17 protein-coding genes are annotated in these 25869 nt (G+C 68.1%); 6 read left to right on the top strand and 11 right to left on the bottom strand.

Annotated features, from left to right (window positions below; translation table 11 throughout):
- Positions 1-25: 25 nt before the first annotated feature.
- On the bottom strand, positions 26-355 hold the full coding sequence (locus AC6CIE_RS06375; RefSeq protein ID WP_175136547.1) for a four-helix bundle copper-binding protein: 330 nt from the start codon (positions 353-355) through the stop codon (positions 26-28).
- Positions 356-502: 147 nt separating this feature from the next.
- Here AC6CIE_RS06375 and AC6CIE_RS06370 point away from each other — a divergent pair, with 147 nt between their 5' ends.
- Positions 503-754: a hypothetical protein gene (locus tag AC6CIE_RS06370; protein WP_056561187.1), complete on the top strand. Its 252-nt coding sequence runs from the start codon at positions 503-505 to the stop codon at positions 752-754.
- Here AC6CIE_RS06370 and AC6CIE_RS06365 read toward each other — a convergent pair whose 3' ends face one another.
- The gene (locus AC6CIE_RS06365) at positions 755-1807 is read right to left on the bottom strand and encodes a DNA topoisomerase IB (protein WP_498091702.1); all 1053 of its coding nucleotides are present in this window, start codon (positions 1805-1807) and stop codon (positions 755-757) included.
- Between the two features lie 183 nt (positions 1808-1990).
- On the opposite strand from AC6CIE_RS06365, the gene AC6CIE_RS06360 reads away from it, so the two are divergent.
- From AC6CIE_RS06360 to AC6CIE_RS06350, 3 genes are all read left to right on the top strand, one after another.
- Entirely contained in the window at positions 1991-2155 is a 165-nt protein-coding gene (locus tag AC6CIE_RS06360) for a hypothetical protein (RefSeq protein WP_167427925.1), read from the top strand.
- A 46-nt stretch (positions 2156-2201) separates the two neighbouring features.
- Positions 2202-2354, top strand: a complete 153-nt coding sequence (locus AC6CIE_RS06355) for a DUF3309 family protein (RefSeq protein ID WP_076520934.1) — start codon at positions 2202-2204, stop codon at positions 2352-2354.
- 180 nt (positions 2355-2534) lie between these two features.
- On the top strand, positions 2535-3491 hold the full coding sequence (locus tag AC6CIE_RS06350) for a 2-hydroxyacid dehydrogenase (RefSeq protein ID WP_498091701.1): 957 nt from the start codon (positions 2535-2537) through the stop codon (positions 3489-3491).
- 115 nt (positions 3492-3606) lie between these two features.
- On the opposite strand, the gene AC6CIE_RS06345 is transcribed toward AC6CIE_RS06350, so the two are convergent.
- The gene (locus AC6CIE_RS06345) at positions 3607-4443 is read right to left on the bottom strand and encodes a universal stress protein (protein WP_175136543.1); all 837 of its coding nucleotides are present in this window, start codon (positions 4441-4443) and stop codon (positions 3607-3609) included.
- 141 nt (positions 4444-4584) lie between these two features.
- Complete coding sequence (locus AC6CIE_RS06340; RefSeq protein WP_498091699.1) at positions 4585-6708, bottom strand: FUSC family protein; 2124 nt, start codon at positions 6706-6708, stop codon at positions 4585-4587.
- 300 nt (positions 6709-7008) lie between these two features.
- Here AC6CIE_RS06340 and AC6CIE_RS06335 point away from each other — a divergent pair, with 300 nt between their 5' ends.
- Positions 7009-7920: an EAL domain-containing protein gene (locus AC6CIE_RS06335; RefSeq protein WP_175185308.1), complete on the top strand. Its 912-nt coding sequence runs from the start codon at positions 7009-7011 to the stop codon at positions 7918-7920.
- 163 nt (positions 7921-8083) lie between these two features.
- Positions 8084-8260, top strand: a complete 177-nt coding sequence (locus AC6CIE_RS06330; RefSeq protein ID WP_175121586.1) for a hypothetical protein — start codon at positions 8084-8086, stop codon at positions 8258-8260.
- A 117-nt stretch (positions 8261-8377) separates the two neighbouring features.
- On the opposite strand, the gene treY is transcribed toward AC6CIE_RS06330, so the two are convergent.
- The 7 genes from treY to AC6CIE_RS06295 are packed head-to-tail and all read right to left on the bottom strand — an operon-like array spanning position 8378 to position 25866.
- Entirely contained in the window at positions 8378-11005 is a 2628-nt protein-coding gene (treY, locus tag AC6CIE_RS06325; protein WP_498091697.1) for a malto-oligosyltrehalose synthase, read from the bottom strand.
- Entirely contained in the window at positions 11002-13197 is a 2196-nt protein-coding gene (gene malQ, locus AC6CIE_RS06320; protein WP_239213339.1) for a 4-alpha-glucanotransferase, read from the bottom strand. Before malQ ends, treY begins: the two co-directional genes overlap by 4 nt.
- Entirely contained in the window at positions 13194-14981 is a 1788-nt protein-coding gene (treZ, locus tag AC6CIE_RS06315; protein ID WP_498091695.1) for a malto-oligosyltrehalose trehalohydrolase, read from the bottom strand. The genes malQ and treZ overlap by 4 nt, the downstream gene beginning before the upstream one ends.
- Positions 14978-17089 (bottom strand): glycogen debranching protein GlgX, encoded by a 2112-nt coding sequence (gene glgX, locus AC6CIE_RS06310; protein ID WP_286936464.1) that lies wholly within the window; start codon positions 17087-17089, stop codon positions 14978-14980. Before glgX ends, treZ begins: the two co-directional genes overlap by 4 nt.
- A gap of 4 nt (positions 17090-17093) precedes the next feature.
- Positions 17094-19298: a 1,4-alpha-glucan branching protein GlgB gene (glgB, locus tag AC6CIE_RS06305; protein ID WP_498091693.1), complete on the bottom strand. Its 2205-nt coding sequence runs from the start codon at positions 19296-19298 to the stop codon at positions 17094-17096.
- Positions 19295-22651: a maltose alpha-D-glucosyltransferase gene (gene treS / locus AC6CIE_RS06300; protein WP_498091692.1), complete on the bottom strand. Its 3357-nt coding sequence runs from the start codon at positions 22649-22651 to the stop codon at positions 19295-19297. The genes glgB and treS overlap by 4 nt, the downstream gene beginning before the upstream one ends.
- A gap of 17 nt (positions 22652-22668) precedes the next feature.
- Positions 22669-25866: an alpha-1,4-glucan--maltose-1-phosphate maltosyltransferase gene (locus tag AC6CIE_RS06295; protein WP_498091690.1), complete on the bottom strand. Its 3198-nt coding sequence runs from the start codon at positions 25864-25866 to the stop codon at positions 22669-22671.
- Positions 25867-25869: the final 3 nt, after the last annotated feature.

Below are 25869 nucleotides of genomic sequence, written 5' to 3'. Positions count from 1 at the left end.
GGGCGGCCGCGGGGCGGGGCAAGGCTTACGCCTCGACCATGTCTCGGCATGCCAGCGTGCAGGCGATGCAGGCCCCCGCGCAGATCTGGCACTTTTCGGATTCATGCGTGGAACACTCGCGTGCGCAGGCATCGCAGACCAGCGCGCACACCGTGCACAGCGCTTGCGCAAATTCGCCGTCGCGCGCCAGCAGGGCCGCGCATAGCCGGCAGACTGCCGCGCAGTCGACGCACAAGGCGATGCAGGCCCTGAGCTGCGCCGGATTCTGCCGCAGGCAGCTGGCGGCGCACTGGTCGCACGCCACCGCGCATTCATAGCAGGCTTGCACACATTGCTCGAAGTTTGGGTCTCGCATTGCATCTCCTTGTGAACGGCCGACGCCGTGCAGCCACACAAGGGCAGGGCGCTCGGCGGCACATCCGCTTGCAATTTGAAGGTCTTGACAGTTTGTCCAGCGGGCGAGGGGCCGTAGGATGAAGGTTCGCACTGGCTGGAGACCACCATGAAACCTTCGTCCGCACCCAAATCCACCCCGTCGGCGCGCGCCGACAAATCCGCGCAGGATAACGCTAAGATACTGCCGCCGAGCGGTCCCGTCGACGTGCCGAATCTACCGGACAAACCCGATGCCGATACGCCCGACGAGGCCGCCCGCGACAAGCGTGAAGTGGTCGACAACAAGACCGAGTCGAACTGGGCCGACGGTTCCGCGCCGCAGCCCCGCGCCAAAAACGCGCGCTCGTCGATCTTCTGATTACGCATCGGCCGCCTGCTGTTCATGAAGGAAAGCGAGCAGGCGCCGCTCGTCGGCGCTGAGCCCGCGAGGACCCGCCGGCGCGGCCTTGCGGGCCGGCAGCGTGCCGGTCAGGTAGGCCTCCATGATCGCCGGATGCACATAACACGCGCGGCAGACGGCCGGCGTATTGGCTAGACGCTTGGACACCTGTTTGATGACGTCCACGGCCTCCTGTTTGGCTTGGCGCTCGTCCTCGAAGGGACGCGCCTGCAGCGCGGCATAGGCCATCACCGACCCCGCCCAGGTGCGATAGTGTTTCGCGGTGTATTCCCCGCCGCCCGCGTGGCGCAGGTAGGCATTGACCGCGCCCGAATCCACCGGACGCTTGTCGCCGTCCGCATCCAGATATTGAAATAGCTGCTGGCCGGGGATGTCGAGGCATTGCTTGATGATGCGGGCGACCCGCCGGTCCGTGACCGTGACATCGTGCGCCACGCCGCTCTTGCCCTGGAACCGGAACCGGAAGCGGCTGCCGGCCACGGTGGTGTGGCGGCGCGTCAGCGTCGTGAGGCCGTAGGATTTGTTTGCCCGCGCGTATTCGCGTCCGCCAATGCGGATCAGCGTGATCTCCAGCAGGCGCACCAGTACGGCAATTACCTTGTCCTGCGTCAGGCCCGGTGTCTTCATGTCGCGCTCGACCTGGCGCCGGATGCGCGGCAGGGCATGGCCGAAGGACAGGAGATTCTTGTACTTCGTGGCATCGCGCACCGCCGTCCAATCCGGGTGGTAGCGGTACTGCTTGCGGCCACGCGCGTCGCGCGCCGTGGCCTGCAGGTGCCCATCCTTCAACGGACAGATCCACACGTTTTCGTAGGCCGGCGGAATTGCCAGCGCGTTGATGCGCTGGATTTCCGATTCGTTGGTGATACGGGCGCCTTTCTCGTCCAGGTAGTGGAACGTATGGCCATTCACCCGCACGCGGGTGTAGCCGGGTTCCGTGTCGTCCATATAGGTCAGCGCCGCCTCTTCGACGGGCAGGGGATCCGGGTCCTTTTGCGTGCGGGTGCTCATTCAATCTCCGGGTGCGCGCGGTAGCGCCCCGACCCAGCATGCCGCGTTCCCGAACGCCCCGCGCCGGGCGGCGCGCGGGTTTGGGCACGGCGCTTGCTGAAGGCGTTGTCGGCAATCGTGCTACCGGAACCGCCCGCCGGACCGGCAGCGCCGCCCGCGAGAGAATCTTCAGAGGAGAGTGCAATGCAAACCGTCCTGCAACTACATGTGCCGCCGAAGCCGGACCCGATTCCGCCCGGCTCGCCGCCGGGCGACCTGCCCGTGGACCCGGATACCGATGAGCCGGACGTGGATCTGCCGCCGCTGTCCCCGCCGGTCAAGGAAATCGTGCCGCCGAAAGACGCTTGAGGCGTCGCTCTTACACAACTCGAATCAATAAGACCAAGGAGTCATTATGTCGACCATCCTGCTGATCATCCTGATCCTGCTGCTTATCGGCGCCGTGCCTGCGTGGCCCCATAGCCGTAGCTGGGGCTATTACCCCAGCGGCCTGCTTGGCATCGTCGTGATCGTGCTCATTGTGTTGCTGCTGATGGGACGCATATAGCGCCTTGATGCGCTGACGGCCGCCGGGCGCGTGCGCGCGTCTGGCAGGCCGCATCAGGATGGACCGCGGCGGCACACGCCGAATCGGCGGGCCATCCCGGCGCCGGTCCTGGCGCGCTCGCCGCGGCGGGCGTAAGATCTGCGGGTTTCAGCAGCAACCCACATAGACCCGCAGCCCGACATGAGCATCCCCTTATTGATCCTGATCGACAGCGTTCAGGACTATCTTCCCGTCATCGAATCCCAGGGCTTTCGCCCGATCCTCGCCACCACCGACCAGACCCGCGCCCAGGCCATCCAGGACCACGGCGCCGGGATTCGTGCCGTCCTGACGCGCGGCGCCACCGGCCTGCGCGCCGATGAAATGGCGGCGCTGCCCCAATTGAGCATCGTGTGCTCGCTGGGTGTCGGCTATGAAAATATCGACTTTGCTGCGGCGCACGCGCGTGGCATCGAGGTCACGAATGGTCCCGGCGCCAACGCTGTATCCGTGGCCGACCACGCGATGGCGTTGCTGCTGGGCGCCGCGCGCCGGCTGCCACAGGCTGACGCCTGGGTCCGGCAGGGGCACTGGAGCGGGTTCATGGGCCCGCAGGTCAGCGGCAAGCGGCTGGGCATTCTGGGCCTGGGCACGATCGGCCTGGAAATCGCCCGGCGCGGCGCGAACGGCTTTGGCATGAGCGTGGGGTATTACAACCGCCGCGCCCGTCCTGAGTCCGGCTACACGTATTTCGACAATCCGCGCGCGCTGGCGGCCGAGTCCGATTTTCTGGTGGTGGCCACGCCCGGCGGCGCCGGCACGCATCATCTGGTGGACGCCGGCGTGCTGGAGGCGTTGGGTCCGGACGGTTATCTGATCAACATCGCGCGCGGCAGCGTGGTCGACACGGACGCGTTGATTGCCGCGCTGGCCGAGAAGCGCATTGCCGGCGCCGGACTGGACGTGGTGGACGGCGAGCCGACCATTCCCGATGCGCTCAAGCAGCTGGACAACGTGGTGTTGACGCCGCACAGCGCAGGGCGTTCGCCGGAAGCGGTGGCGGCGACCGTGGCGCTGTTCCTGGAAAACGCCACGGCGCATTTTGCCGGCAAGCCCGTGCTGACGCCGGTGCGGGACGCGAACCTCGTGGCTGCGTAATGCCGCGCGGCCCGATTGCCGGCGCGAGTATGGCGCCGGCGGATGCGCCGATATTGAATTCGCCGACGCCGCGCCCTTTGTGGACGCGGCGTCGGCGTTTATGCGGGCTACGCCATCAGTGCGAAAACATGATCGGCACCGTCATGCTCTTCAGGATGGAGGCGGTGGCGCCGCCCATCGCCCATTCCCGGAATTTGCTGTGGCCGTACGCGCCCATGACAATCAGGTCGGCGCTGTAATCGGCGGCGGCGTTCAGGATGGTGCTGCCGACGCCAACGCCCTTGATGTCGCGGCGCACGTGGTCCGGCGCGGAAATGCCGTGCGCCACGAAGTAGGTGACCAGATCTTCGAAGGGGATGGATTCGACGTTGCGGGTGGCCGCGCCTTCGTCCATGGTCAGCACGACCACATGCGAGGCGCCTTGCAGCAGCGGGGTGGCATCGGCCAGTGCGCGGGCGGCTTCGCGGCTGCCGTCCCAGCAGAGCAGGACGCGGTCGCCAACGACCGGGAATTCGCCGCTGGACGGCACCACCAGGACGGGGCGCCCGGCGGTCAGCAGGGTTTGTTCGACGAATTCGTTTTCGTGGGCGGCCTCGACATCGTCGCGGTTTTGCTGGCTGACGATGATGAGGTCGCTGGCGCGGCCGTGCAGGGCGACGGTGGCGCTGGGCGAGGATTCTCCGGCGCGGACGACGGCCGGTACGTCTGCGATGGCGGCGGATTCCAGAAAGGCGTTCTGCACCTCGCCCCGGTTCTGAGCCTGCAGGTTCTTCATGATGTTGAGCGTGCGCGACATCATGACGGATTCGCCGTAGTAGTACTGCGGCGGCGCGGAGCTGGCGTAGACCCCCACCAGTTCGGCCTTGTGGCGCTTAGCCAGTTCCAGCGCCAGCGCGGTGCGGCGCTTGCAGTCAAACCCGTGGTCCAGGTGGACGGAAATGCGGCGGTACATGGTGGGCCTCCTTGGTTGAACAAGCCATGTCCGTATGGTTGCCGTTTAACCAGGGCGCTCTATTGATGCGCATCAAGCCGGTTGGAGTTTCGCCCCGCCGGCTCAATGCAAGCCGCCATTGCAAGCACCTATTGCACGCGGCTATTGCGGCGCCGGATCGCGCTGCACGCGGTCGCGCAGTTGGCGGATCTGACGCGCCTGCTGTGCGATGCGTTCGAGCGGCGCGGCCAGCGCCGGTTCGGCTTCGGCAATGACAGCGGGCACCGCCATCCCGCGCGCCTCGGGGACCGGGCCGGAGCCTTCCGGATGCAGCACGTGCGCCAGCACCGCGCCGTAGTCCCGCAGTGCGGACGCCGCCGGGGATTCTGGCGGCAGCGCCGGCTGGATCTCCAGCACGGTGCCCGCCGCCGTGATGCGGCGCATGGCGTTGAGCAGGTTCACGGCGGTGTCCACGTTACGGTCGCGATGCACCGGATTCTGCTGCAGCCGCTGGAGCGACGCCTCGGCGTTGTCGGCCGACAGGCAGGCGAGCCGACGCAGGCCGACGATGTCGCGGGAAGCGGCGTCGCCGCTTTTTTCCTGGGCCAGCGCCAGGGCGTAATCGGCATGCCGCTGCAACGCGCGCGCCAGGGCGCCGGCCAGCTGCCGCGGCTCTTTCTCGGGCCAGACCAGAAAGCCGACCAAGAGCGCCAGGATGCCGCCCAGCACGCTGTTGAACGCGCGCAGCGCGGCCAGCGTCGGCTCGTAGATCTCGGGCTGCTGGATGTGGCTGACCAGCACGAACTGCGACGTCAGGAAGAAGGTGTACAGCGCGTAGTGGACGGTGCGCGCGGCAAACGTGCCCAGCGCGATAGGCAGGACCGCCAGCGCCACGGACAGCGGCGTCGTGAGCAACAGGCCCAGCAACGAGGCGCTGATGGCGCCGGCCACGCTGCCTATCACCCGCTCGACAGTGCGCTGCCAGGTCGTCGCAAAGTAGGGCTGCAGGATGAAGATCAGCGTCAGCGACATCCAATAGCCGTGGTTGACGGCAAAGGTCTTGGACAGCGCCACGGCAATGGTGGCGCCCACGCCGACCCGCAGCGCATGGCGGAAGGCATCGGATTCAAACCGCAGGTTCTGGCGCAGCGTGCGCCAGGCCTGCCGGGCGCCGGTGCCATCGCTGGCGCGGTGCGCGGGTGCGGCGGGGGTCGCGCCCAGATCGAACAGCGACTGCGTGACCGCCTGGGCGTTGTGCAGCAGGCGGTCCAGCACCGGCACCACGGAGGCCAAGTCCGGCGCATAAGCCATGGCCCCGCCACGCAGGTCGCGCAGTCCGGCGTTGTAGTGGGCCAGGCGCTCGCGCAGGCACTCGGCCTGCTTGGCGTCGCTGACGTCGGACGTGCTGGCGATCGCGTTGCAGACGCTGGCGTAGCGATGCAGCGCGTGCGACAGGTGCGCCCCGGCGCTGCGGCCCAGCCAGCGCGGCGCATTGGACTCCAGCAGGTCGGCGGCGGCGACCAGCGCAATGAAGCTGTCCTCGGCGCTGTCCAGCAGGTAAAGCAATTGATGCGCGCGGGCCCGGCGCGACGGGCGGGCGTCCAGCACTTCGCGGATCCGGACGCGGGCGGCTTCCAGCGCGGCCCGTTGGGCGCTGCGCTGCGGGCGGACGACGGCGCTCCAGGCCTGCGGCCCCGCGGCCGGCGCAAGGCCGGAATACATGCGGGCCAGAGCATCGGAAAAGTCCGCGAGACCCCGGTAGCAATGGGCGACCGCATGGGTGGCGTCCTTCCAGGGCCGGCGGCGCCAGACGAGCGCCGTCATCAAAATTGCCCACACCGCGCCCGCCAGGAAGAACAACGTGTACCAGAGGCTTTCGGTGAGCGTCGGGGCCGGCAGCTCGGCGGCCACGACGAAGCCGGCCGACAGCAGCGTGCCCACGATGGCGGCGGCGGGGCCCAGCACGCGCAGCAGTCCGCCGAAGGTGCAGCACACAAAGGTCAGCGGCAACAGCACCCAGACATGTGAGGCGCTGGCGCTGGCCAGCAGGCAGTACAGGGCGCCGATCAGACCCAGCGCCAGCATTGACCCGGCGCGCTTGCGCAGCGGACCGCCGGGGTCGCCGAAGCAGGCCCAGAACGCGGCGATGGCGGTCCAGCCCAGGCGCGGTTCGTGCACCAGCACGGCAAGGATAACGGGGGCCGCGCTGATGGCGGCGGCTTGCAGGGCATCGAGCCACAGCACATTGCGCAGGGAGGCGCGCCAACGGGTAAGCAGACTAGTCACGCGGATGAAATGCAGCGGAAAAATTGGCTGGGCAGGCCGGAAAGATGGCAACCCTACCATGTCGACAAGACAAGGGCGGGAGATTGCACCACGCGGCGGAGACCCGCGGCACAACGGCCGGACGAAGCGGCACTCGAGCCGCCCGGAAACCCGCGCCAAACATGAATTTGCGCACCTTAACACCGTTGGTTACATGTGTGTGACTTTATGGCGTGGAGAGCGCAGAATGCGTCAATATCGTGTCCCGATCTGCGCCCGGACAGCGCAGGCAACATGTCGGGATGCATCTGGAGCAAGCCGATGATCAATACCGAGTCTTGCCAACAACCCGTGGTCAGCGATGCGGAAATTACCGCCATGGTCACCGGACGCGATGGGCTGCGCGTACTGTTGCAGCCGCAAGTCGACCTGCTGACAGGTCGCATCGTTTCTGCCGAAGCGCTGGTGCGCTGGCAACATCCGCAACTGGGCATCGTCATGCCTGCCGACTTCATCCCCGCGGTGAACCGGCTGGGGCTGGACGGCATGTTGTTTGAACGCGTATGCGTGCGGGTCATCGACGCGCTGCAGACGCTGCGCCGCGTCGGCGTGGCCGTGCCGCTGGCGATCAATGCGCCCGCCACGACGCTGTCCGAACTGCGCTGCGTGGATTTCCTGCTTGACCGCGTACGCGCCGCGGAATTGCCCCCGTCGCTGGTGCGCGTCGAACTGACCGAAGACCAGCCCATCCACGACCTGGATGTGCTGCGCGCGTCGCTGCTGCGGCTGGAAGAGGCGGGCTGCGAGGTCAGTCTGGACGACTTCGGCACCGGCCATGCGTCCCTGAAGCTGCTGTCCGCGCTTCCCCTGTCCGAAGTGAAGATCGACCAGTATTTCGTCACGCGCATGCGGCGCAGCGCCGTTGCCTTCGAGGTTCTGCGCACGGCTGCGGAGCTGGCGACCCGCCTGGGCTGGCGCGTGGTCGCGGAAGGCGTGGAGAACGTGGCCGACATACCCGCTCTGCGTGCGGCCGGCTGCCGCTATGGTCAGGGCTTTTCATTGGGCCGTCCCATGCCGCTTGACGAGTTGATCATGCGCCTGCGGACGCAGCGCGACGGCGGCGAGCCGCTGGCGGCGCCCGCCGCCTATGCGTCGTCTTGGCTGGATGCGTTCGACGGTCCCAGCCAGGAAGCGGAACCGGGCCGCCCGGTTGTGCACTCCACCTTGCTGTAGCGCCTGTGCAAGGGTAGTTTTTACCGATCGGCGCGGGAATTCCGCCCGCTGCCTCCGTCCCCGAAAATAGCCATCCCCGCTTCCCCCCTGCGCACCGGGTTGGGCACGGCGGTTGCTCAAGGATAAGTGCGGAATATCTCCGCTTCTATTCAGGAGACGTGTAATGGCCAACCAGAACCAACCCGACCAGCAGAAGCAACCGCAAAAGCAACAATCCCAGGAGAATCCCCGGGACCGCAACCAACCGGGTCAGCAACCCGGCCAATCGGGTCAGCAGATGGAAAAAGACCGCAATCAGCAGGGTCAGTCTTCCAATCAGCAAAACAAGACTCAGCGCTAAATGCGTTGGCTGCGCTAGCCGCGTGACCAGCGCGCGGTTCGATGCGTAGTGCCTGACGGCCCCGGCCGCGTCTCCCTCCGTGACGTGTCCGGGGCCGAATTGTGTCTGAAAGCCTTGCTAGGCCGACAGGCAGAGTACTGCCGGGCCGTCTCGCAGCAGCTCGGTGATCGGCAGCAAGCCGTCTGCGCCTGCGCGCACGCGGCGTCCCGTCAACGCGTCATGCAGCGAGAGACCAGGGATGCCCGCAGGCAGACGCAGCGCCGTATCGGTCCAGAATGCCCGCGCCGCAGCTGCATTGCCGCGCGCATAACCGGTCAATTGCAGTGCGCACGTTCGCGCCCCGACAATGAGGGCGATCTGGCCGTCGTGTTGCCGCACATACGACAGGACATGATCGGCTCGGGCGCCCACGGCAGCGACGGCATGGAAGTCACCGCCCGTAAAAGGCTCGGGTGCCCGCTGGCGGGCCATCAGCAGCCGGTGGATCAACGCCTGCTTGACCGCACCCGTGCGCCAGGCCGATTCGGACAGGTCCATCGCTACGTCGTGCGAACCATCCGCGAGCAGCTTGGCGCGCAGGGCGTAATCGACCGGCCGGCGATTGTCGGGGTCGACCAGACTGAAATCCCACAGATCCGTGCCCTGATAAAGATCCGGCACGCCCGGCAACGTACTGCGCAGCAGCGTCTGCGTGAAACTGTTGACCATCCCGGCTGGCGCAATGTCGAGCGCAAAGGCGGCAATGCTGGCCAGCACGCGGCGGCCTTCGGGATCACCGCCCAGCCATGCGAGGCATTCTTTCGCGGCGGCTTCGTAGGTGGGATCCTGATCGGTCCAGCTCGTGTGCAGCTTGGCCTCGCGCAGGGCCTTTTCCTGCCATTGGCCGATCCGGTCCAGCCATTGCTGCAGGGCGTCGGGCGCCCAGTCGGCCGGGTCCGCACGCCATTCGCAGGGCCAGGCGCCGATCAGCGTCTGGATGAGCATGTAGCGGTCTGCGCGGCTGATGCCCCCGGGCAATGCGTCTATCCAGCCGCGCGCCGCTTCCTGCCAGCGTTCGGGCATTTCGGTCAGGACGGCGAGCCGCATCCGCGTATCTTCGCCGCGCTTGTGGTCGTGCGTGGCGGTGGCCAGCATGGCGCGGGGATGCGTCCGCGCGCGGGCGACGCTGGCGGCGAAGAAGCTCTCGGCAGACAGGCTGAAGCAGGCCGGCGACGCGCCAACCTCGTTGCGCGACAGCAGCGGGCCGTATCGGTAGAAGAGGGTGTCTTCCAGCGCCTTGGCGGCCAGCGGCGGCGTCAATTGCTGGAAGCGGCGCAGGGCGGTGGGGTGATCCGTTTCGCCGTTCAACCACTGCGCAAGCTGCGCCAGCAGCGTCGTGTCGGCGGAGCCTTCGCGGGCCGCCATCGCCGTCGCCGCGCCCTGGACCGCGATCTCGCGCTGCTGCGCGTCCGCCGGATTGCGGCCCTCGTCCTCCGCATAGGTGCGGTAGACGGGGAAGGCGGCCAGCAGGGCGCTCAGCGCGCGGTCGATCGCCGTGGCGGTCCAGTCGCGCGTGCGCAGGTCGCGGGCGGCGATCTGTTCCAGGCAGCGCACCAGCGCCTGCCTTTCCGCCGGGAAATGGCGGGCAAGCATGCGCACCCGCGCTGCGCGCAACTGTTCAGCGGGGTCGCGCTCATCGCCGGTCAGCGTTTGCCAGAACTCCCGCAGCGGCGCTTCGGCCTGCGGGTCGTGCAGCACCGCGCTCACCTGATCCATGAAGTCGTAGCCGGTGGTGCCGTCCGTCAGCCAGCGCGGGTCCAGCGCCTCGTCATGCGCCAGGATCTTTTCGATCACAAGGTAGGGCTGCTCCTGGCGCAGCGCCGCGGGGCGGTTGGCGTTGGCCTGTTCAAGCCGCGCCGACAGCCGGCGCAGATACCCGCCCGGCGACGCCAGTCCATCGATATGGTCGATGCGCAGGCCGTCGAGCACACCTTGCGCGTATAGCCGCAGGACCAGCGCGTGCACGGCGTCGAACACGGCTTCGTCCTCGACGCGCACGCCGACCAGTTCGCTGATCTCAAAGAAGCGCCGCCAGTTGATCTGGTCCGGCGCCGTGCGCCACCACGCAAGACGGTAGTGCTGGCGTTCCAGCAGTTCATGCAGGCGCTGACGCCCGCCGGCCTGAGCCGGGTCGTGCTCGCGCAGCCAGGCCTGGCGCTCCGCGCCACGCGGCACCGACGATGGCGTCAGCGGGAAGCGCTGTCCATGCACGTCCAGCTCGGGGGCGGACGCGCCGGTGTCCCATTGCGGCGTGATGGCGCCGTGCTCCAGCGCCGCGCCGTACGGGTCGCCCAGCACCGGCAGCAGCACCTTGTTGCGCAGTGCCGGCGCGGGCGGGTTCCATTCGATATCGAAGTAGCCCGAGAACGCGCTTGCCGGTCCATTGGCCAGCACGTCGCGCCACCACGCGTTCGCGGGATTCGCCGCCATGTGGTTGGGCACGATGTCCGCGATCAGGCCCAGGCCGCGTGCGCGGGCGGCGCTGGCCAGGCGGAGCAGGGCGGGCTCGCCGCCCAGTTCCGGACTGACGACGGCATGGTCGATGACGTCGTAGCCGTGGGTGGAGCCCTCGCGCGCGCGCGTGATGGGCGACAGATACAGATGGCTGACGCCCAGGTCTGCGTAATAGTCCACCTGCGCGCACGCGTCATCGAGCGTGAATCCTGCATGCAGTTGCAGGCGGGCGGTGGCTAGCGGTGTGCTCAAGATTGTCTCCTTCCGGCGCGCGCGGCATCCAGGCGGGTTTGCGCGGCGGGGTCTGCAAAGGTCGCGCGGATGCTCAAGGGCAAACGCTGGCGCCAGTTGGGATGGGTATCGATGGTGCCGGGCAGGTTCGGCTGATCCAGCACGCCGGCGATGTCTTCCATCGGCACCAGCAGCAGCGGGCAGGGGCTGGACGACACGAAGCGCAACAGCTCTGGGACCGGCGCCTCGTCGGGCGGTGCTTCGACATCGAGGTCCAGGGCGCGGCAGAGCATCTCCCGGTCCTGCGCGCGGGCGGCGCGCAGGCTGGCCTCGTCGTCGTCGGCGCCCAGCAGATCGAGTTTGACGCGCCAGTCGATGTCGCGCGCTTCCCACCAGCCGAGCAGAGTCGGCAGGTCGTGGGTGGTGGTCATGGCGGCGGCGTTCTCGGGCCATTCGGCGGGCGGCGTGAATCCGGCAGGCGATTCGGCGTCCACTTCGTCTGGGCCTACGTCTTCTGCACCCGCAGCATGGGAGCGCGGCGCCTTCGCAACTTCGGCCCCCGCTTCCGGCTGCGCTTGCGGCGCCTGGCGCATGAACCAGAGCACGTTCATGCCAAGCACGCCGTTGTCCTTCAACCGGTCGTCGAACCCTTCTGGCACCGTGCCCAGGTTCTCGCCGATGGCGCAGGCGCGGTGGCGCCACGCCTCCAGCGCAATCAGCGCCAGTATCTCGTCCAGCGGGTAGCGCAGATAGGCGCCGTCGGCGGGCGACGCGCCTTCCGGCACCAGCCACAGCCGCGCCATGCCCAGGATGTGATCGATGCGCACGCCGCCCGTGTGGGCCAGCACTGCGCGCAGCATCTCGATGAATGCGGCGTAGCCGTTCGCGTGCAGCGCGCGCGGCGAAAACGCGGTCAGGCCCCAGCCCTGTCCAAGCGGGTTGTAGATGTCAGGGGGCGCGCCGACCGACATGCCGCGCATCAGGTCGGGCTGCCGGCTCCATGCGTGGCTGCCGTCCGGACTGGCGCCCACTGCCAGGTCGGCGAGCAGGCCGAGACGCATGCCGGCCTCGCGGCCGGCCGCGTGTGCCGCGGCCAGGTTTTCTGCTGCGAGCCACTGCGCGAACTGATGAAAATCCACTTCAAGCGGATGGTCCTGCGCAAAACGCCTGACCTGTGAAGAGGCCGGATCGCGCAAGGCGGCCGGCCATTTCTGCCACGGCGGGATGGTGCCGTCCGGCGCGCGCTGCGCGGCATGCAGTGCTTCGAAGGTCGCGTGATCGCGCAGCGCCTGGCCGCGGTCTTCGCAGAACTGCGCGTAGCGCGCCCGCTGGCTGACGGCGCCGCTGCGCCCAAACTCCGCATGCAGCGCGCGCAGCACCCGCAACCGGATCGCTGCGGCTGCCGGCCAATCGATGAGATCCAGCCCATCCAACGCGGTGAGTTCGGCCGGTTCCACACCGGACAGCGCGCGCATCATCGCGTCCTGCCCGAGCACCGAGGCGGGCGCCGCGTACAGCACGTTCAGGAAGAGGCGGTTGGACGGCGAATACGGGCTGGAGCGCTCGGGTTGTGCCGTATACATCGCGTGGACGGGGCTGATGGCCAGCATGTCGGCGCCTTGCTCCGCGGCGGCCACCGCCAGTTCGCGCAGCGCGCCGAAATCGCCGAAGCCGTGCGTGCGCGGCACGGCGGCATGGGCATCCTGGCGCAGGCTGTAGACCTGCGCGGCCAGACCCCAGCAGCGCGGGCTGGCCGCGCCGGTCAGGTCGGCCAGGCTGGGCGCCTTTTGCGGGGCAACCGCCAGCGTCGCCTCGGCGGATGTCAGCAGCAGCCGGTGGTAGCCGGGCTCGTCAGGCGCAACCAGGCAGGGCACGCCGTCCGCGCCCGCCTGTAGGTGGCCGTCCAGGATGCGGCCAGACTCGCACAGGATGCGATACGGACCGCGCGCCGTCTTGGGCAATGCGGTGCGGGCGTTGCAGCGCGTCACCACCATGGGCGGCAGGGCGTCCGCGGCCTGCTCCGCCAGCCGGCGGCGGCTGTCCTCGATGTCGCGCGCCGTGGCGGCCGGCAGGTCCATGGCGGCCAGCAGCGCACGCAACGTATCGGGCGACACCTGTTGCGGCCGCTGCCGAGCATCCGACCAGTGTTCCGCGATGCCGGCGTCATGGGCCAATGCGGATAAGCCGTCCGGCTCGGCCTTGGCGCGCTTCATGCTGGCTCCTCCAGCAGCCACACTGTGCAGTCCGGGCACAGCTCGCCTTGTGAGAGGCGGTCGCGCCCGCCGGCGGGTGATTCGAAGAGCAACGTCGTGAACACATCCGGGCCGGGCATGAGCGATTCCGGGACGGTCTGAGGCATGGGACCCAGGTTGGTGTAGACCGTCAGGCGGGCGCCGTCGGCCAGTTCCCAACGCGCGAACACGCTGCGATCGCCGACCGCCGCGGCACCCAGGCTGACCGCACCCGCCAGGCGCGGCGCAATTGACCGCGCCCGCAGTTGCAGTAGCGCGGAATAGTCGCGCATCCACTCGGCCGCATCCGGCTCGTCCTGCCAGGGCGAACTGGCGTGGTAGGTGGATTCGTCGTTCGGGTCGGGCAGCTGCGCGGTGGGCGAGTCGCCTGCAAACTCCGGAAAGGCCGAGAACTCGCGCTGTCGGCCGTCGCGCACGGCCTGCGCCAGTTCCGGGTCGGTATGGCTCGTGAAGTACAGGAACGGCGCGCGCGATCCCCGTTCCTCGCCCATGAAGATCAAGGGGATTTGCGGCGCCAGCAGTTGCAGCGCCACGGCCGCCCGCAGCCGCTGGGTGTTGTCGACCAGGGCGGTCAGCCGTTCGCCGCGTGCGCGGTTACCGGTCTGGTCATGGTTTTGCAGGAACAGCACGAAGGCGGTGGGCGGCAGGTCCGCGCTGCGCTCGCCCCGTGGCTGGCCGCCGCGATAGGGCGACGGCTGGCCTTGGTATACCCAGCCCTCGGCCAGGCAGCGGGCCAGCGCCTGCGCGGGCGCCTCGGCGTAGTCGGCGTAATAGCCGCGCGATTCGCCGGTCAGCAGATGGTGCAGCACATGGTGCGCATCGTCGTTCCATTGCGCCTCGAAGTCGCCGCGCAGCAGGCTGGCGCGGTTGTCGTCGTTTTCAACGACCAGATGCACGTTGCGTTCGGCCGAGACGCCATCGCGCACGAAGCGGGCCAGCTCGTGCAGCCACTCGTGTCCGGCGATGGCGTGGACGGCGTCCAGACGCAGGCCGTCGAAGCGGTATTCGGTCAGCCAGTACAGCGCGTTTTCCTTGAAGTACGTGCTGACGGCTTCCTCGCGGAAGTCGATGGCGGCGCCCCACGGCGTGTCGATGTCGGTTCGGAAGAAGGGCGCGGCGTAGCCGGACAGATAATTGCCGTCCGGCCCGAAGTGGTTGTAGACCACGTCCAGCATCACGCCCATGCCGTGGCCATGCGCTGCGTCGATGAGCTGTTTCAGGTCGTCCGGCGAGCCGTATGCGGTGTCGGGCGCATACGGCAGCACGCCGTCGTAGCCCCAGTTCCGTTCGCCGGGAAAATCGGCGATGGGCATGAGTTCCAGCATGGTGATGCCCATGGCCGCCAGTTCCGGCAACCGCGCGATCAGGCCTGCGTAGCCGCCGGCCAGACCCGCGTGGACCTCGTAGATGACCGCTTCTTCCCACGGACGGCCGGTCCACTCCGGGTGGCGCCAGCGGTAGGCGCCAGGCTCCAAGACGATACTGTCGCCATGCACGTCGCCGTCCTGAAGGCGGGAGGCGGGATCGGGCATGACGGTGTTCTCGTCCAGCCGATAGTGGTAGCGCGTGCCCGGCGCGCAGTCCACGTCGGCCTGCGCGTAGCCATCCGGGCCGGGGCGCATCGGAATGGGCGGATGGCCCTCGACCTCCAACGCGAGACCGGGCGGGGCGCTGGGCGCCCACAGCCGGAAGCGCGTGACGCCGCTCTCCAGCGGAATCGCGCCATAGGAATACGAATGCGTCATGGCGCTTCTCCGGGTTCCGCACGCTGGGCCAGCAGGACCAGGCTATGCGGGGCCACCGTCACGGTCGGCTCGTCCCACGGCGCGGGCGCGGCGGGCTTGTCCGAATCCAGCTCCAACGACCAGGCGATCGCGGGCTCCGGCAGCGTGAAAGTGACCGCTTCGTGGGTAGGGTTCATCAGCAACAGCGTCACGTCGGCGCCGCCTTCGGGGCGCTGCGCGGCACGCCGCAAGCCCATCACGCGTTCCTGCTCCGCTTCCCAGGCCGGACCGTCCAGCTGCGCGCCGGAAGCGTCGAACCAGGAAATCGCGGGGATGCCCGGCAGGATCTCTTGGCCGGCATCGCCGTAGCGGGCGCTGCGCACGCTGGGATGCGCGCGGCGCAGCGCGGTCAGGCGGCCGACATAGCGGCTGAGCGCGCGGCCGGCGTCGCTCTGCGCCTGCGTCCAGTCCAGCCACGAAATCGGGTTGTCCTGGCAGTAGGCGTTGTTGTTGCCTTCCTGGCTGTTGCCGAATTCGTCGCCGGCCAGCAGCATCGGCGTGCCGTCGGACAGCATGGCCGATCCCAGCAGCGCGCGCTGCACGCGGCCGCGCGTCTCCACGATCTGCGGATCGTCGGTGGGCCCTTCGGCGCCCCAGTTGTGGCTGAAGTTCTCGGAATGGCCGTCGTTGCCGTCCTCGCCGTTGGCCTCGTTATGGCGGCCGTCGTAGCTGACGATGTCTGCCAGCGTGAAGCCGTCGTGCGAGGCCACGTAGTTGACGGTCGACCAGGGGCGGCGATGGCGGCGATCGAAGATGTCGCGCGACCCGCACAGCCGGGCCGCCATATCGCCGCGCATGCCCTCGTCACCGCGCCAGAAGCGGCGGGTGGTGTCGCGGAACTTGTCGTTCCACTCCGCGAACCCGGGCGGATGGTTGCCCAGCTGGTAGCCATCGGGGCCGATGTCCCACGGCTCGGAAATGAGCTTGAGCTTGGACAGGACCGGGTCCTGCAGGATGACATCAAAGAACCCAGAGCCGGGGTCGTAGCCGTTGCCCTCGCGACCCAGCGTCACGCCCAGGTCGAAGCGGAAGCCGTCCACGCCGTAGGACGTGGCCCAATAGCGCAGCGAGTCGGTCACCATCTGCAGCACGCGAGGGTGCGACATGTTGACCGTGTTGCCGCAGCCGGTGTCGTTGATGTAGTAGCGCTCTTCGCCCGGCATCAGGCGGTAATAGCTGGCGTTGTCCAGGCCGCGCCAGGACAAGGTCGGCCCCATCTCGTTGCCTTCGCAGGTGTGGTTGTAGACCACGTCCAGGATGACCTCGATGCCCGCCGCGTGCAGGCGGCGGATGGCGAGCCGCAGCTCGTTGGGGTGCTGCATCAGGTAGCCGGGCTCGGGCGCAAAGTACGACAGGGTGCTGTAGCCCCAGTAATTGCGCAGGCCGCGCTCGGTCAGGAAGTGGTCCTGCAGGAAGGCGTAGACCGGCAGCAGCTCCACCGCCGTCACACCGAGCCGTTGCAGGTGTTCGATGAAATGCGGATCGGCCAGGGCGGCGCAGGTGCCGCGCAGCGGCTGGCGCAGGTCTTCGCGCTGCATCGAGGCGCCGCGCACGTGGACCTCGTAGATGGTGGTGTCGTTCCACGAGGTGCACGGCGCCTTGCTGTTGCCCCAGTTGAACGGGACTTCATCGGCCACGATGGCCTTGGGCATGGCGGGCGCACTGTCGCGGCGGTCAAAGCTCATGTCCGCCCGCGAGTGATTCATGCGGTAGCCAAACAGGGCGGGGCTCCAGTGCAGCGGCCCGCTCAACTGGCGCGCGTACGGATCCAGCAGCAGCTTGTGGGGATTGAAGCGGTGCCCGTTCTGCGGATCGTACGGGCCGTGGGCCCGGTAGCCATACAGCAGGCCGGGCTGCGCATCCGGCAGGTAGCCATGCCAGATTTCGTCCGTGCATTCGGGCAGGTCGAAGCGCCGCAATTCCTTGCGGCCCTTGGGGTCGAAGATGCACAGCTCGATGCGGGTGGCGTGCGCGGAGAACACGGCGAAGTTCACGCCGAGGCCGTCGCTGGTGGCGCCCAGCGGTGTCGGCTGGCCGCCGGTGATACGGGTCAGTTGGGACGGATCCATGGATTCAGCCTTCGTGCATCAGGAAGAGGGTCGAGAGAGGCGGCAGGATGAGCGACAGGGCCTGCGGCTGCCCATGGGCAGCCATGTCGCCGGTGTGAGCCCCGCCCTGGTTGCCCTGGCCGGACCCGCCGTAGTGGGACGCATCGGTGTTCAGCCGTTCGGCCCAGCGGCCGGCACGCGGAACGCCGATGCGGTAATCGTGCCGGGTGACCGGCGTGAAGTTCGACACCACCAGCATCTGCTGCTGGCCGTCGGTGCGCAGGAAGGCGACGACGCTGTTGTCCTGATCGTCCAGGATCGTCCACGCGAAACCTGACGGGTCCGCATCCCGCGCGTGCAGCGCCGGCACGTCGCGATACAGCCGGTTCAGGTCGGCCACCAGGCGCTGGATGCCCAGGTGGCCGGCGTGGTCCAGCAGGTTCCAGTTCAGCGTGGCGTCGTGGTTCCATTCGGCGGGCTGGGCCAGTTCGCCGCCCATGAACAGCAGCTTCTTGCCGGGGTGCGCCCACATGAAGCCGTAGTACGCGCGCAGATTGGCCAGCCGCGTCTGCGTGTCGCCGGGCATCTTGCCCAGCAGCGAACCCTTGCCGTGCACCACTTCGTCATGCGACAGCGGCAGGATGAAGCGCTCGCTGAAGGCATACACCATGCCGAACGTGATGTCGTGGTGGTGGTAGCGGCGATGGATGGGATCCTGCGACAGATAGCGCAGCGTGTCGTGCATCCAGCCCATGTTCCATTTGTAGTGAAACCCGAGGCCGCCTTCCGACACGGGCGCGGTCACGCCCGGCCACGCGGTCGATTCCTCGGCCACCATGATCGCGTCGGGCACCTCGGCGCGCACGGTGTCGTTCAACTCCTGCAGGAATTGGACGGCTTCCAGGTTTTCGCGGCCGCCATAGCGGTTGGGGATCCATTCACCGGGCTGGCGGCTGTAGTCGCGGTAGAGCATCGACGCCACGGCGTCCACCCGCAGCCCGTCGATGTGAAACCGCCGCAGCCAATGCATCGCGCTGGCGATCATGAAAGCCTTCACCTCGTTGCGGCCCAGGTTGTAGACCATGGTGTGCCAGTCGGGGTGATAGCCTTCGCGCGGGTCCTCGTATTCATAGAGAGAGGTGCCGTCGAAGGCGGCCAGCCCGTGCGCATCGTCCGGGAAGTGCGCGGGCACCCAATCCAGAATCACGCCGATGCCTGCCGCGTGGCAGCGGTCGATGAAGCGCGCGAAGGCCTCGGGCGGGCCGTAGCGCGCGGTCGGCGCAAACATGCCCAGGGGCTGATAGCCCCACGAGCCGCCGAACGGATGCTCCATGATCGGCATCAGCTCAAGATGCGTGAACCCCATGGCGCGGGCGTAGCCGGGCAGCTTGTCGGCCATCTGGTCCCAGCCGCAGACGCCAGACTCGCAGTCTGCCCAGGACCCGGCGTGGACTTCGTAAATGGAGATGGGGGCATCGGGCGACTGACGCGCGCCGCGTCCCTGCATCCAGTCTTCATCGGACCAGGTGTAGGGCGCGGGGTCGTCCACGATCGAAGCCGTGGCCGGCGCCATCTCGCTGCGCCGCGCCATCGGATCGGCCTTCATGAACTGGTTGCCGTTGCGGTCGGTGATCGCGAACTTGTAGCGTTCGCCAGGCCGCACGCCCGGAATGAAGATCTCCCAGACGCCTGCCGCATGGCGCAGCCGCATGCCATGGCGGCGGGCGTCCCAGCCGTTGAAGTCGCCCGCCACGGCGACGCGTCGGGCGTTGGGCGCCCAGACCGCGCAGCGAAGGCCGCTGACGCCGTCGACCTCGACCAGATGCGCGCCCAGCGCCTCACCGGCCTCGCGCCAGGCGCCTTGCGCCAGCCGTTGCAGCGTGGTGTCGTCGAGCAGCGCGCCGAAGGCGTACGGGTCCGCGGTGATCTGCTCGGCCGCCGGCCATTGGATCGCCAGGCGGTACGACGACCCGTCACCCGCCTGCGCGTAGGGCACGCGGCCGATGAACAGACCTTGCGCCTGCTCCGTCAATGCCGTGCGTTCGCCGTCCGGATCCAGGACCGCCACCTTTGAGGCGCCGGGCACGAAGACGCGCAGCCAGCCGTTCTGCGGGCCCAGCACGCCGAACGGATTGTCATGCAGCCCGTGGGCCAGCGCGGTGAGTTCCTGCGGGTTGATATGACCCTCCGCCACATCGGCGGAGGGCGAAGAGGTTTGAGCTCCGCTCATGGCGTTTTTCCTTCAGCGTCGATGGCGGCGGAAAGCAGGACGCTGCGCGCCAGTTCGGTCAGGGCGCACAGCGGAATCGAGATCCAGTCCGGACGGTGGGCGGCTTCGTAGCTGACTTCGTAGGCGGCCTTTTCAAGCTGCGCCAGCGTCAGCAGCGTGTTCTCGCGGTCCGCGCCGTCGGCCAGGTCTCCACCGCGCGCGCCGCGGTAACCCTGCAGGAAGGCGGCGCACGCCTGCTGCCGGAACCGCGACAAAAGTGCGTCGCGTTGTTCGGCCGGCGCAACGGTCGGCGCCGGCACCTCGTCCGCGCCCGCGTTGGCGTCCAGATGCGCGCCGCCAATCAGGTCGGTGCGGGCAATGGATGCCGCCGCGTAGTCGAACGAGCGCAGCATGCCGGCCACGTCCTTGTACGGCGAGGCCAGCGCGCGCCGCGCCTCCAGGCTGCTGATCGGTTCGCCCTCGAAGTCGATGAGGTACGCGTCCGTCTGCGCGACCAGCACCTGGCCCAGGTGGAAGTCGCCATGGATGCGCAGCCAGGGCGACCCGGCTTCGGCCTGCGCCATGGCGGACACCCGCTCGGCCAGGCGCGCGTGATGCTCGAAGAACCATTCGGCGCAGGCGCGCGACGGCTCTTCCAGCTTGTCGAGCGCAGTCCGCAGGTTCTTTTCGGCGCGGTCCAGCAGCGCGCGCACCTGTTCGGCCCGGGCCTCGGCGTCGGCCTCGCTGGCCGGGCGCGACTGGAAGCCGGCGTCATCGGTGGGCGCCGCCAGCACCGTGTGCATCTGGCCCAGGCGCTCGCCGATGGTTGCGGCCATCACCGCGTAGCCCTGCAGCGTTTCTTCGTACTCCTCGGGCGACGTCCCCACCAGCAGCGCGTTGGCCAGCGTGCGCTTCAGGAAGTCCAGCGTCCAGCTCCAGGCATCGCCCTCGTTGGGCACGTAGCCGTGGGCCACCGCCAAGGTATGCACGATCCCGTCGGCGTCCATGCGCTGCACTTCGCCCAGCAGCGGCGGAATGTTGCCGTAGCCCGCGCGGGTCAGGTAGCGCGTCATTTCCGATTCCGGAGACAGGCCCGGCTGCACGCTGCGGATGATCTTCAGGATGACTTGGTTGCCGACGATGACCGAGCTGTTGGACTGTTCGCCCGACAACCAATGCATGTCCACGTCGCCATCGAAGTCCATGTCTTTCAGGCCGGCCTCGGGCAGGAAGCGGATCACGCCCGGCTTGTCGCCCGGCTTGCCGCCGCTGCGTCCGTCCAGCTCCGCACCGGCCTGCATGGCCTTGAGCGTGCTGCGCACGAACCCCGGCTGCAGGAAGGCGTCGGCCAGCACACCGACCTCGGCGCCGCGGCGCACGCGGGCAATCGCGTACTGGATGACGGCGGTTTCGTCCCAGACCAGCACGAAGGGCGCCTGCGCACGGATACCCTTGGCGCCGTCCTCGGGCTCGATCTCGGCCCAGTAGTATTCGCCGTCCGCCGATTCGAACGGGGTGGCGTAGGCCAGGCGCGCACGAGAGGGCGGTTCGGAGCCGGGAAACCAGCGCTGGCGCGCCAGATACTGCGGCAGGATTTCACGTTCCAGCGTGGCGCGCGACGCATCGGTCAGCGCCGCGCCACCGCGCGTCTTGAGCACCAGCGTGATCAGTTCGGGCATCTGTTCGGGCGCCGTCGCATGCCATCCGGGCGGCGCGGCGTCCTGGCTGAGGTCCATCCAGTAAAAGCCGTAGGGCGGCAACGTCAGCAGGTAAGGCAGTTCACCGATGGCGGGGAAGGGCGTGCCGCCCAGCATCTCCACCGGCACCCGGCCATTGAACTCCTGCATGTGAAGCTCGACCGGCTGCGCCGCGTTCGACAGGTTGGCGACGCACAGGATCGTGGTGTCTTCCCATTGCCGCAGGTAGGCCAGGATCTTGCGGTTGCCGGCAAAGATGAAACGCAGCGTGCCGCGCCCAAAGGCATGGCTTTGGCCGCGTTGCGCCAGCAGGCGGCGCGTCCAGTTCAGCAGTGAATGCGGGTCGCGCTGCTGCGCCTCGACGTTGACGGCCTCGTAACCGTACAAGGGTCCCATCAACACCGGCAGCGGCAGGCGCTCCGGATCGGCGCGAGAGAAACCGCCATTGCGGTCCGGCGACCATTGCATCGGCGTGCGTACACCGTCGCGGTCGCCCAGATGCACGTTGTCGCCCATGCCCAGTTCGTCGCCGTAATACAGCACCGGCGTGCCGGGCATCGACAGCAGCAGGCTGTTCATCAGCTCGACGCGGCGGCGGTCACGCTCGAGCAGCGGCGCCAGGCGGCGGCGGATGCCCAGGTTGATCCGGGCGCGCGGCTCGGCGGCATAGACATTCCACAGGTAATCGCGTTCGCGGCTGGTCACCATTTCCAGCGTCAACTCGTCGTGGTTGCGCAGGAAGATGGCCCATTGGCAGGTGGGCGGAATGTCGGGCGTCTGGCGGATGATGTCGGTGATCGGAAAGCGGTCTTCCTGCGCGATCGCCATGTACATCCGCGGCATCAGCGGAAAGTGGAAGGACATGTGGCATTCGTCGCCCGCGCCGAAATACTCTTGCGCGTCTTCGGGCCACTGGTTGGCTTCGGCCAGCAGCAGGCGGCCCGGATACTCGGCCTCGATCACCGCGCGGATCTGCTTGAGCACGTCGTGCGTCTCGGGCAGGTTCTCGTTGTTGGTGCCTTCGCGCTCGACCAGGTAGGGCACCGCGTCCAGGCGCAAACCATCCACGCCCATGTCCAGCCAATAGCGCATGACGGACAGCACTTCCTTGAGCACCTGCGGGTTGTCGTAGTTCAGGTCGGGCTGATGCGAATAGAAGCGGTGCCAGAAATAGGCGTTGGCCACCGGGTCCCAGGTCCAGTTCGACTTTTCGGTGTCGCAGAAGATGATGCGCGTGCCGGCATAAGCCCTGTCGTTGTCGGACCACACATAGAAATTGCGCGCCGCCGAACCGGGCTTGGCCGCGCGCGCCCGTTGAAACCACGGGTGCTGGTCCGACGTATGGTTGACCACGAGCTCGGTGATGATGCGCAGGCCGCGCGCGTGCGCGGCCCGGATCAGCTTGCGCACGTCGGCAATGGTGCCGTAGTCCGGATGCACGCCGCGGTAGTCGGCGATGTCGTAGCCGTCGTCGCGGCGCGGCGAGGGGTAGAAGGGCAACAGCCAGATGGTGTTGACCCCCAGGCTGGCGATGTAGTCCAGCTTGGAGATCAGGCCTGGCAGGTCGCCGACGCCGTCGCCGTTCGAGTCAAAAAAGGATTTGACGTGCAACTGGTAGATGACGGCGTCCTTGTACCAGAGGGGATCGTCCTGAATGGGTTGGGATTTACTCATCATGGCGTTGGGCGCGGGCTTCATCCGTGCAGCGAAAGCCGCCACACGCGATAAGGTTGGTCGGGGGTCAGCGTCAGCGTGCGGTGCTTCTCGTGCCAGGTCTCGCGGGTTTCCGTCAGCAGGTCTTCGGCCGACAGCTGGCCGGCATCGGCCTCGCCGAACAGCCAGAACGGCGCCTCGACCCGCGTCTGCTGCGCCTGGAACGGATCCAGGCTGATGACGGCCAGCACTACGTTGCCGTGGCCCGGCGTGGACTTGTAGAACGCGAGCACACGGTTGTTGGTGCTGGTGGTCAGCGTCAGGCCGCGATGCGTCTGCAACGCCGGATTGGCGCGTCGGATCTGGTTCAGGCGTGTGATTTCGGCGCGGATGTTGCCCGGCGCGTGCCAGTCGCGCTGGCGCAGTTCGTATTTTTCGGAGTCCAGATACTCTTCCTTGCCCGGCAGCGCCGCGCCTTCGCAAAGCTCGAAGCCGCTGTAGACGCCCCACAGGCCCGACCCCAGCGCGGCCAGCGCCGAGCGGATCAGAAAGCCCGGGCGTCCCGAGGTCTGCAGGAAGAACGGGTTGATGTCCGGCGTGTTCACAAAGAAATGCGGCCGGAAGAAGTCGGCCGCGGGCGGCGACGAGATCTCCTGCAGATAGGCTTCCAGTTCGGCCCGCTCGTTGCGCCACGTGAAGTAGGTGTACGACTGCGTGAAGCCGATCTTCGCCAGGCGGTACATCATCTTCGGGCGCGTGAAGGCCTCGGACAGAAAGATGACGTCCGGGTGCTTGGCCTGGACCTCGCAGATCAGCCACTGCCAGAACGGCAGCGGCTTGGTGTGGGGATTGTCGACGCGGAAGATGCGAACGCCATGGTTCACCCAGAACAGCACCACGTCGCGCAGCGCGCGCCACAGGCCCAGCTTGCGTCCGCGGCGATTCTGCCCGCCATAGAAGGACACGTTGACAATGTCCTCGTACTTTTTGGGCGGATTCTCGGCGTAGCGCAGCGATCCGTCGGGCCGCCACGAGAACCAGTCCGGATGCTGGGCCAGCCACGGGTGGTCCGGCGAGCATTGGATGGCAAAGTCCAGCGCGATCTCCATGCCGTGCTGCGCGGCGGCATCCACCAGGTTCAGGAACTCCGTGAGCGTACCCAGCGCGGGCTCGATCGCGTCGTGCCCGCCACTTTGCGCGCCGATGGCGTAAGGACTGCCCACGTCGCCGGGCTCGGCGCGCAGGCTGTTGTTGCGCCCCTTGCGGTTGCGCTGGCCGATCGGATGGATGGGCGGCATGTACAGCACGTCGAAGCCCATCTCGCGCACGTCGGGCAGCCGCGCGATCACGTCGTCGAAGGTGCCGTGGCGCCCGGGTTCGGCGGCTTGCGATCGCGGAAACAGCTCGTACCAGCTTGAATGGCAAGCCTGGACGCGGTCCACCCAGACCGGGTAGGCAATGGCGGTGACGGCTTCAAACGGATGGTCGTCCAGTTCGTGCATCGCCCGCGCCAGCGCGGGATCGAGCAGCACGGCGACTTGCTCGGCCGTCGGCGGAACGGGGTTGCCCAGGTCGGCGTCCGCAAAGGCGGCCAGCGCCTCGCGCACCGGCTCTGCGTCAGCGCCGGCGGGTGAGCCCGCCTGCGCCCGCGCCAGGGCATCCCGCAGCAGCGCCAGGCCCTCGTGCACTTCCAGGCTCAGGTCGCGGCCGGCCTGGTGCTTGACCTCGATGTCATGCGTGAATGTGTGCCACGCGTCGAACCAGGCGGCGACGACGAATTCATGCGCGCCGATGCGGCGCGGCCGGAAGGCGGCCTCCCAGCGGTCGTTCAGGCCGCGCGTCATGGGCACGGTGTGCCAACGGGCCTCGTCCTTGGCGCGCCAGCGCACTTCAGCGGCCAGCTGATCGTGGCCGTCCATGAAGATGTCGGCCTGCACGACGATGCGCGCGTGCGGAATGGTCTTGACGGGATAGGCCCCGCCATCGACGGCCGGACTGATGTTCTCCAGCGCGACGCGCTGGTTGGCCAGATCATCGGCCCGGGTGCGGTGATGGCGCACGGCGTCGCGCACCGGCTGCGTCGGCTGGAACATCAGCATCGCGCACTCGCCGCCCGCCAGATCGTTGGCCTGATTCTGCAGACCGGTGGGCGGGGTGAACGGCACGAGATCTGCCGGCGGCAGCATAGGCGCCAGCGCGTCCCAGTCCATCGCCGCATCCTGGGTGGCCGAGGGGTTGATCGCCAGCGCCAGCGTGGCGCCGTCGCCCGCGTCGCGCAGCAGCGCCGTGCAACTGCCATCGCGGCCGCCCAGCATGCACAGTGGCCCCTTCAGCCGCGGTCCGGCAAACCAGGCGTTCACCGTTTCCACATCCGGCAGCCGCCGTTCGTCCTCGTCCGTCAGCATCAAGCCATCGCCGGTGACGGCCGCGCTCCAGATGGCGCGTCTGCCGTCCTCCGTTGGGCGCAGCGCACCGGACTGCGGCGGCGCCGCGATGACCTCGCCGATGGCGCGCAGCCGCGCGTCTTCTTCGGCCAGCCATGAAGACTTGAAGTCCCACCACGGCAGCGACGAGAACGCCGCGTCGAACGACGCGTCGCGCAAGGCCGCCAGATCCGCGGGCGACAGACCGGGTGTCCACGCCAGCAGCCGCACGTCGGGATTCTGTGCACGCAGCGCGCCGCCCAACTCACGCCAAGCCTCTGCCGGCAAGCGGTGGGGCGCCTGGAAAACCAGCCCTTTCACGCCGCTACGGGCCCAGCCCAGCAGACGTTCCGTCCACGCGGTCAGAAATCCGGGGGGCAGGGCGCCTTCGGGCAAATGCAGCACCCCCCGCTCTTCCTGCGTCAGCCGCGGATCGCGCGCGGGTTCTTCGTGCAGCGAGCGGTACCAGCCCGGCGCGGCGGTTGCCGCCACGGCATTGCGCGCGCTGCGGTCCAGAATCACATCCACGAACAGCGCCAATCCATGCGCCGACAATTGCGCCGAGGCCTGCGTGTACCACTCGATGATCGGCGTTGCCTGCCCATCCCGCATCGCCGTGTCGGCGTCCTGCGCGGCCAGCGAACCCGGCTGCGGCCCAGTCAGCCAGGGGGCCGGCACCAGCACGGCGTTGAAGCCGCGTTGGGCAAGCCGTTTGCTCAGCGCCTGGACGGCGGCTTCGCCGTCCGGCAGGCCGTTGCGGGCGTGATAAAGACGTATCGGGGCGCGGGACGGCGCGGGGACGGCGGGATGGGACACCGG

The organism is Achromobacter sp. GQ309 (genome assembly GCF_059759315.1).
This window is presented reverse-complemented; position numbering and strand designations above follow the sequence as displayed.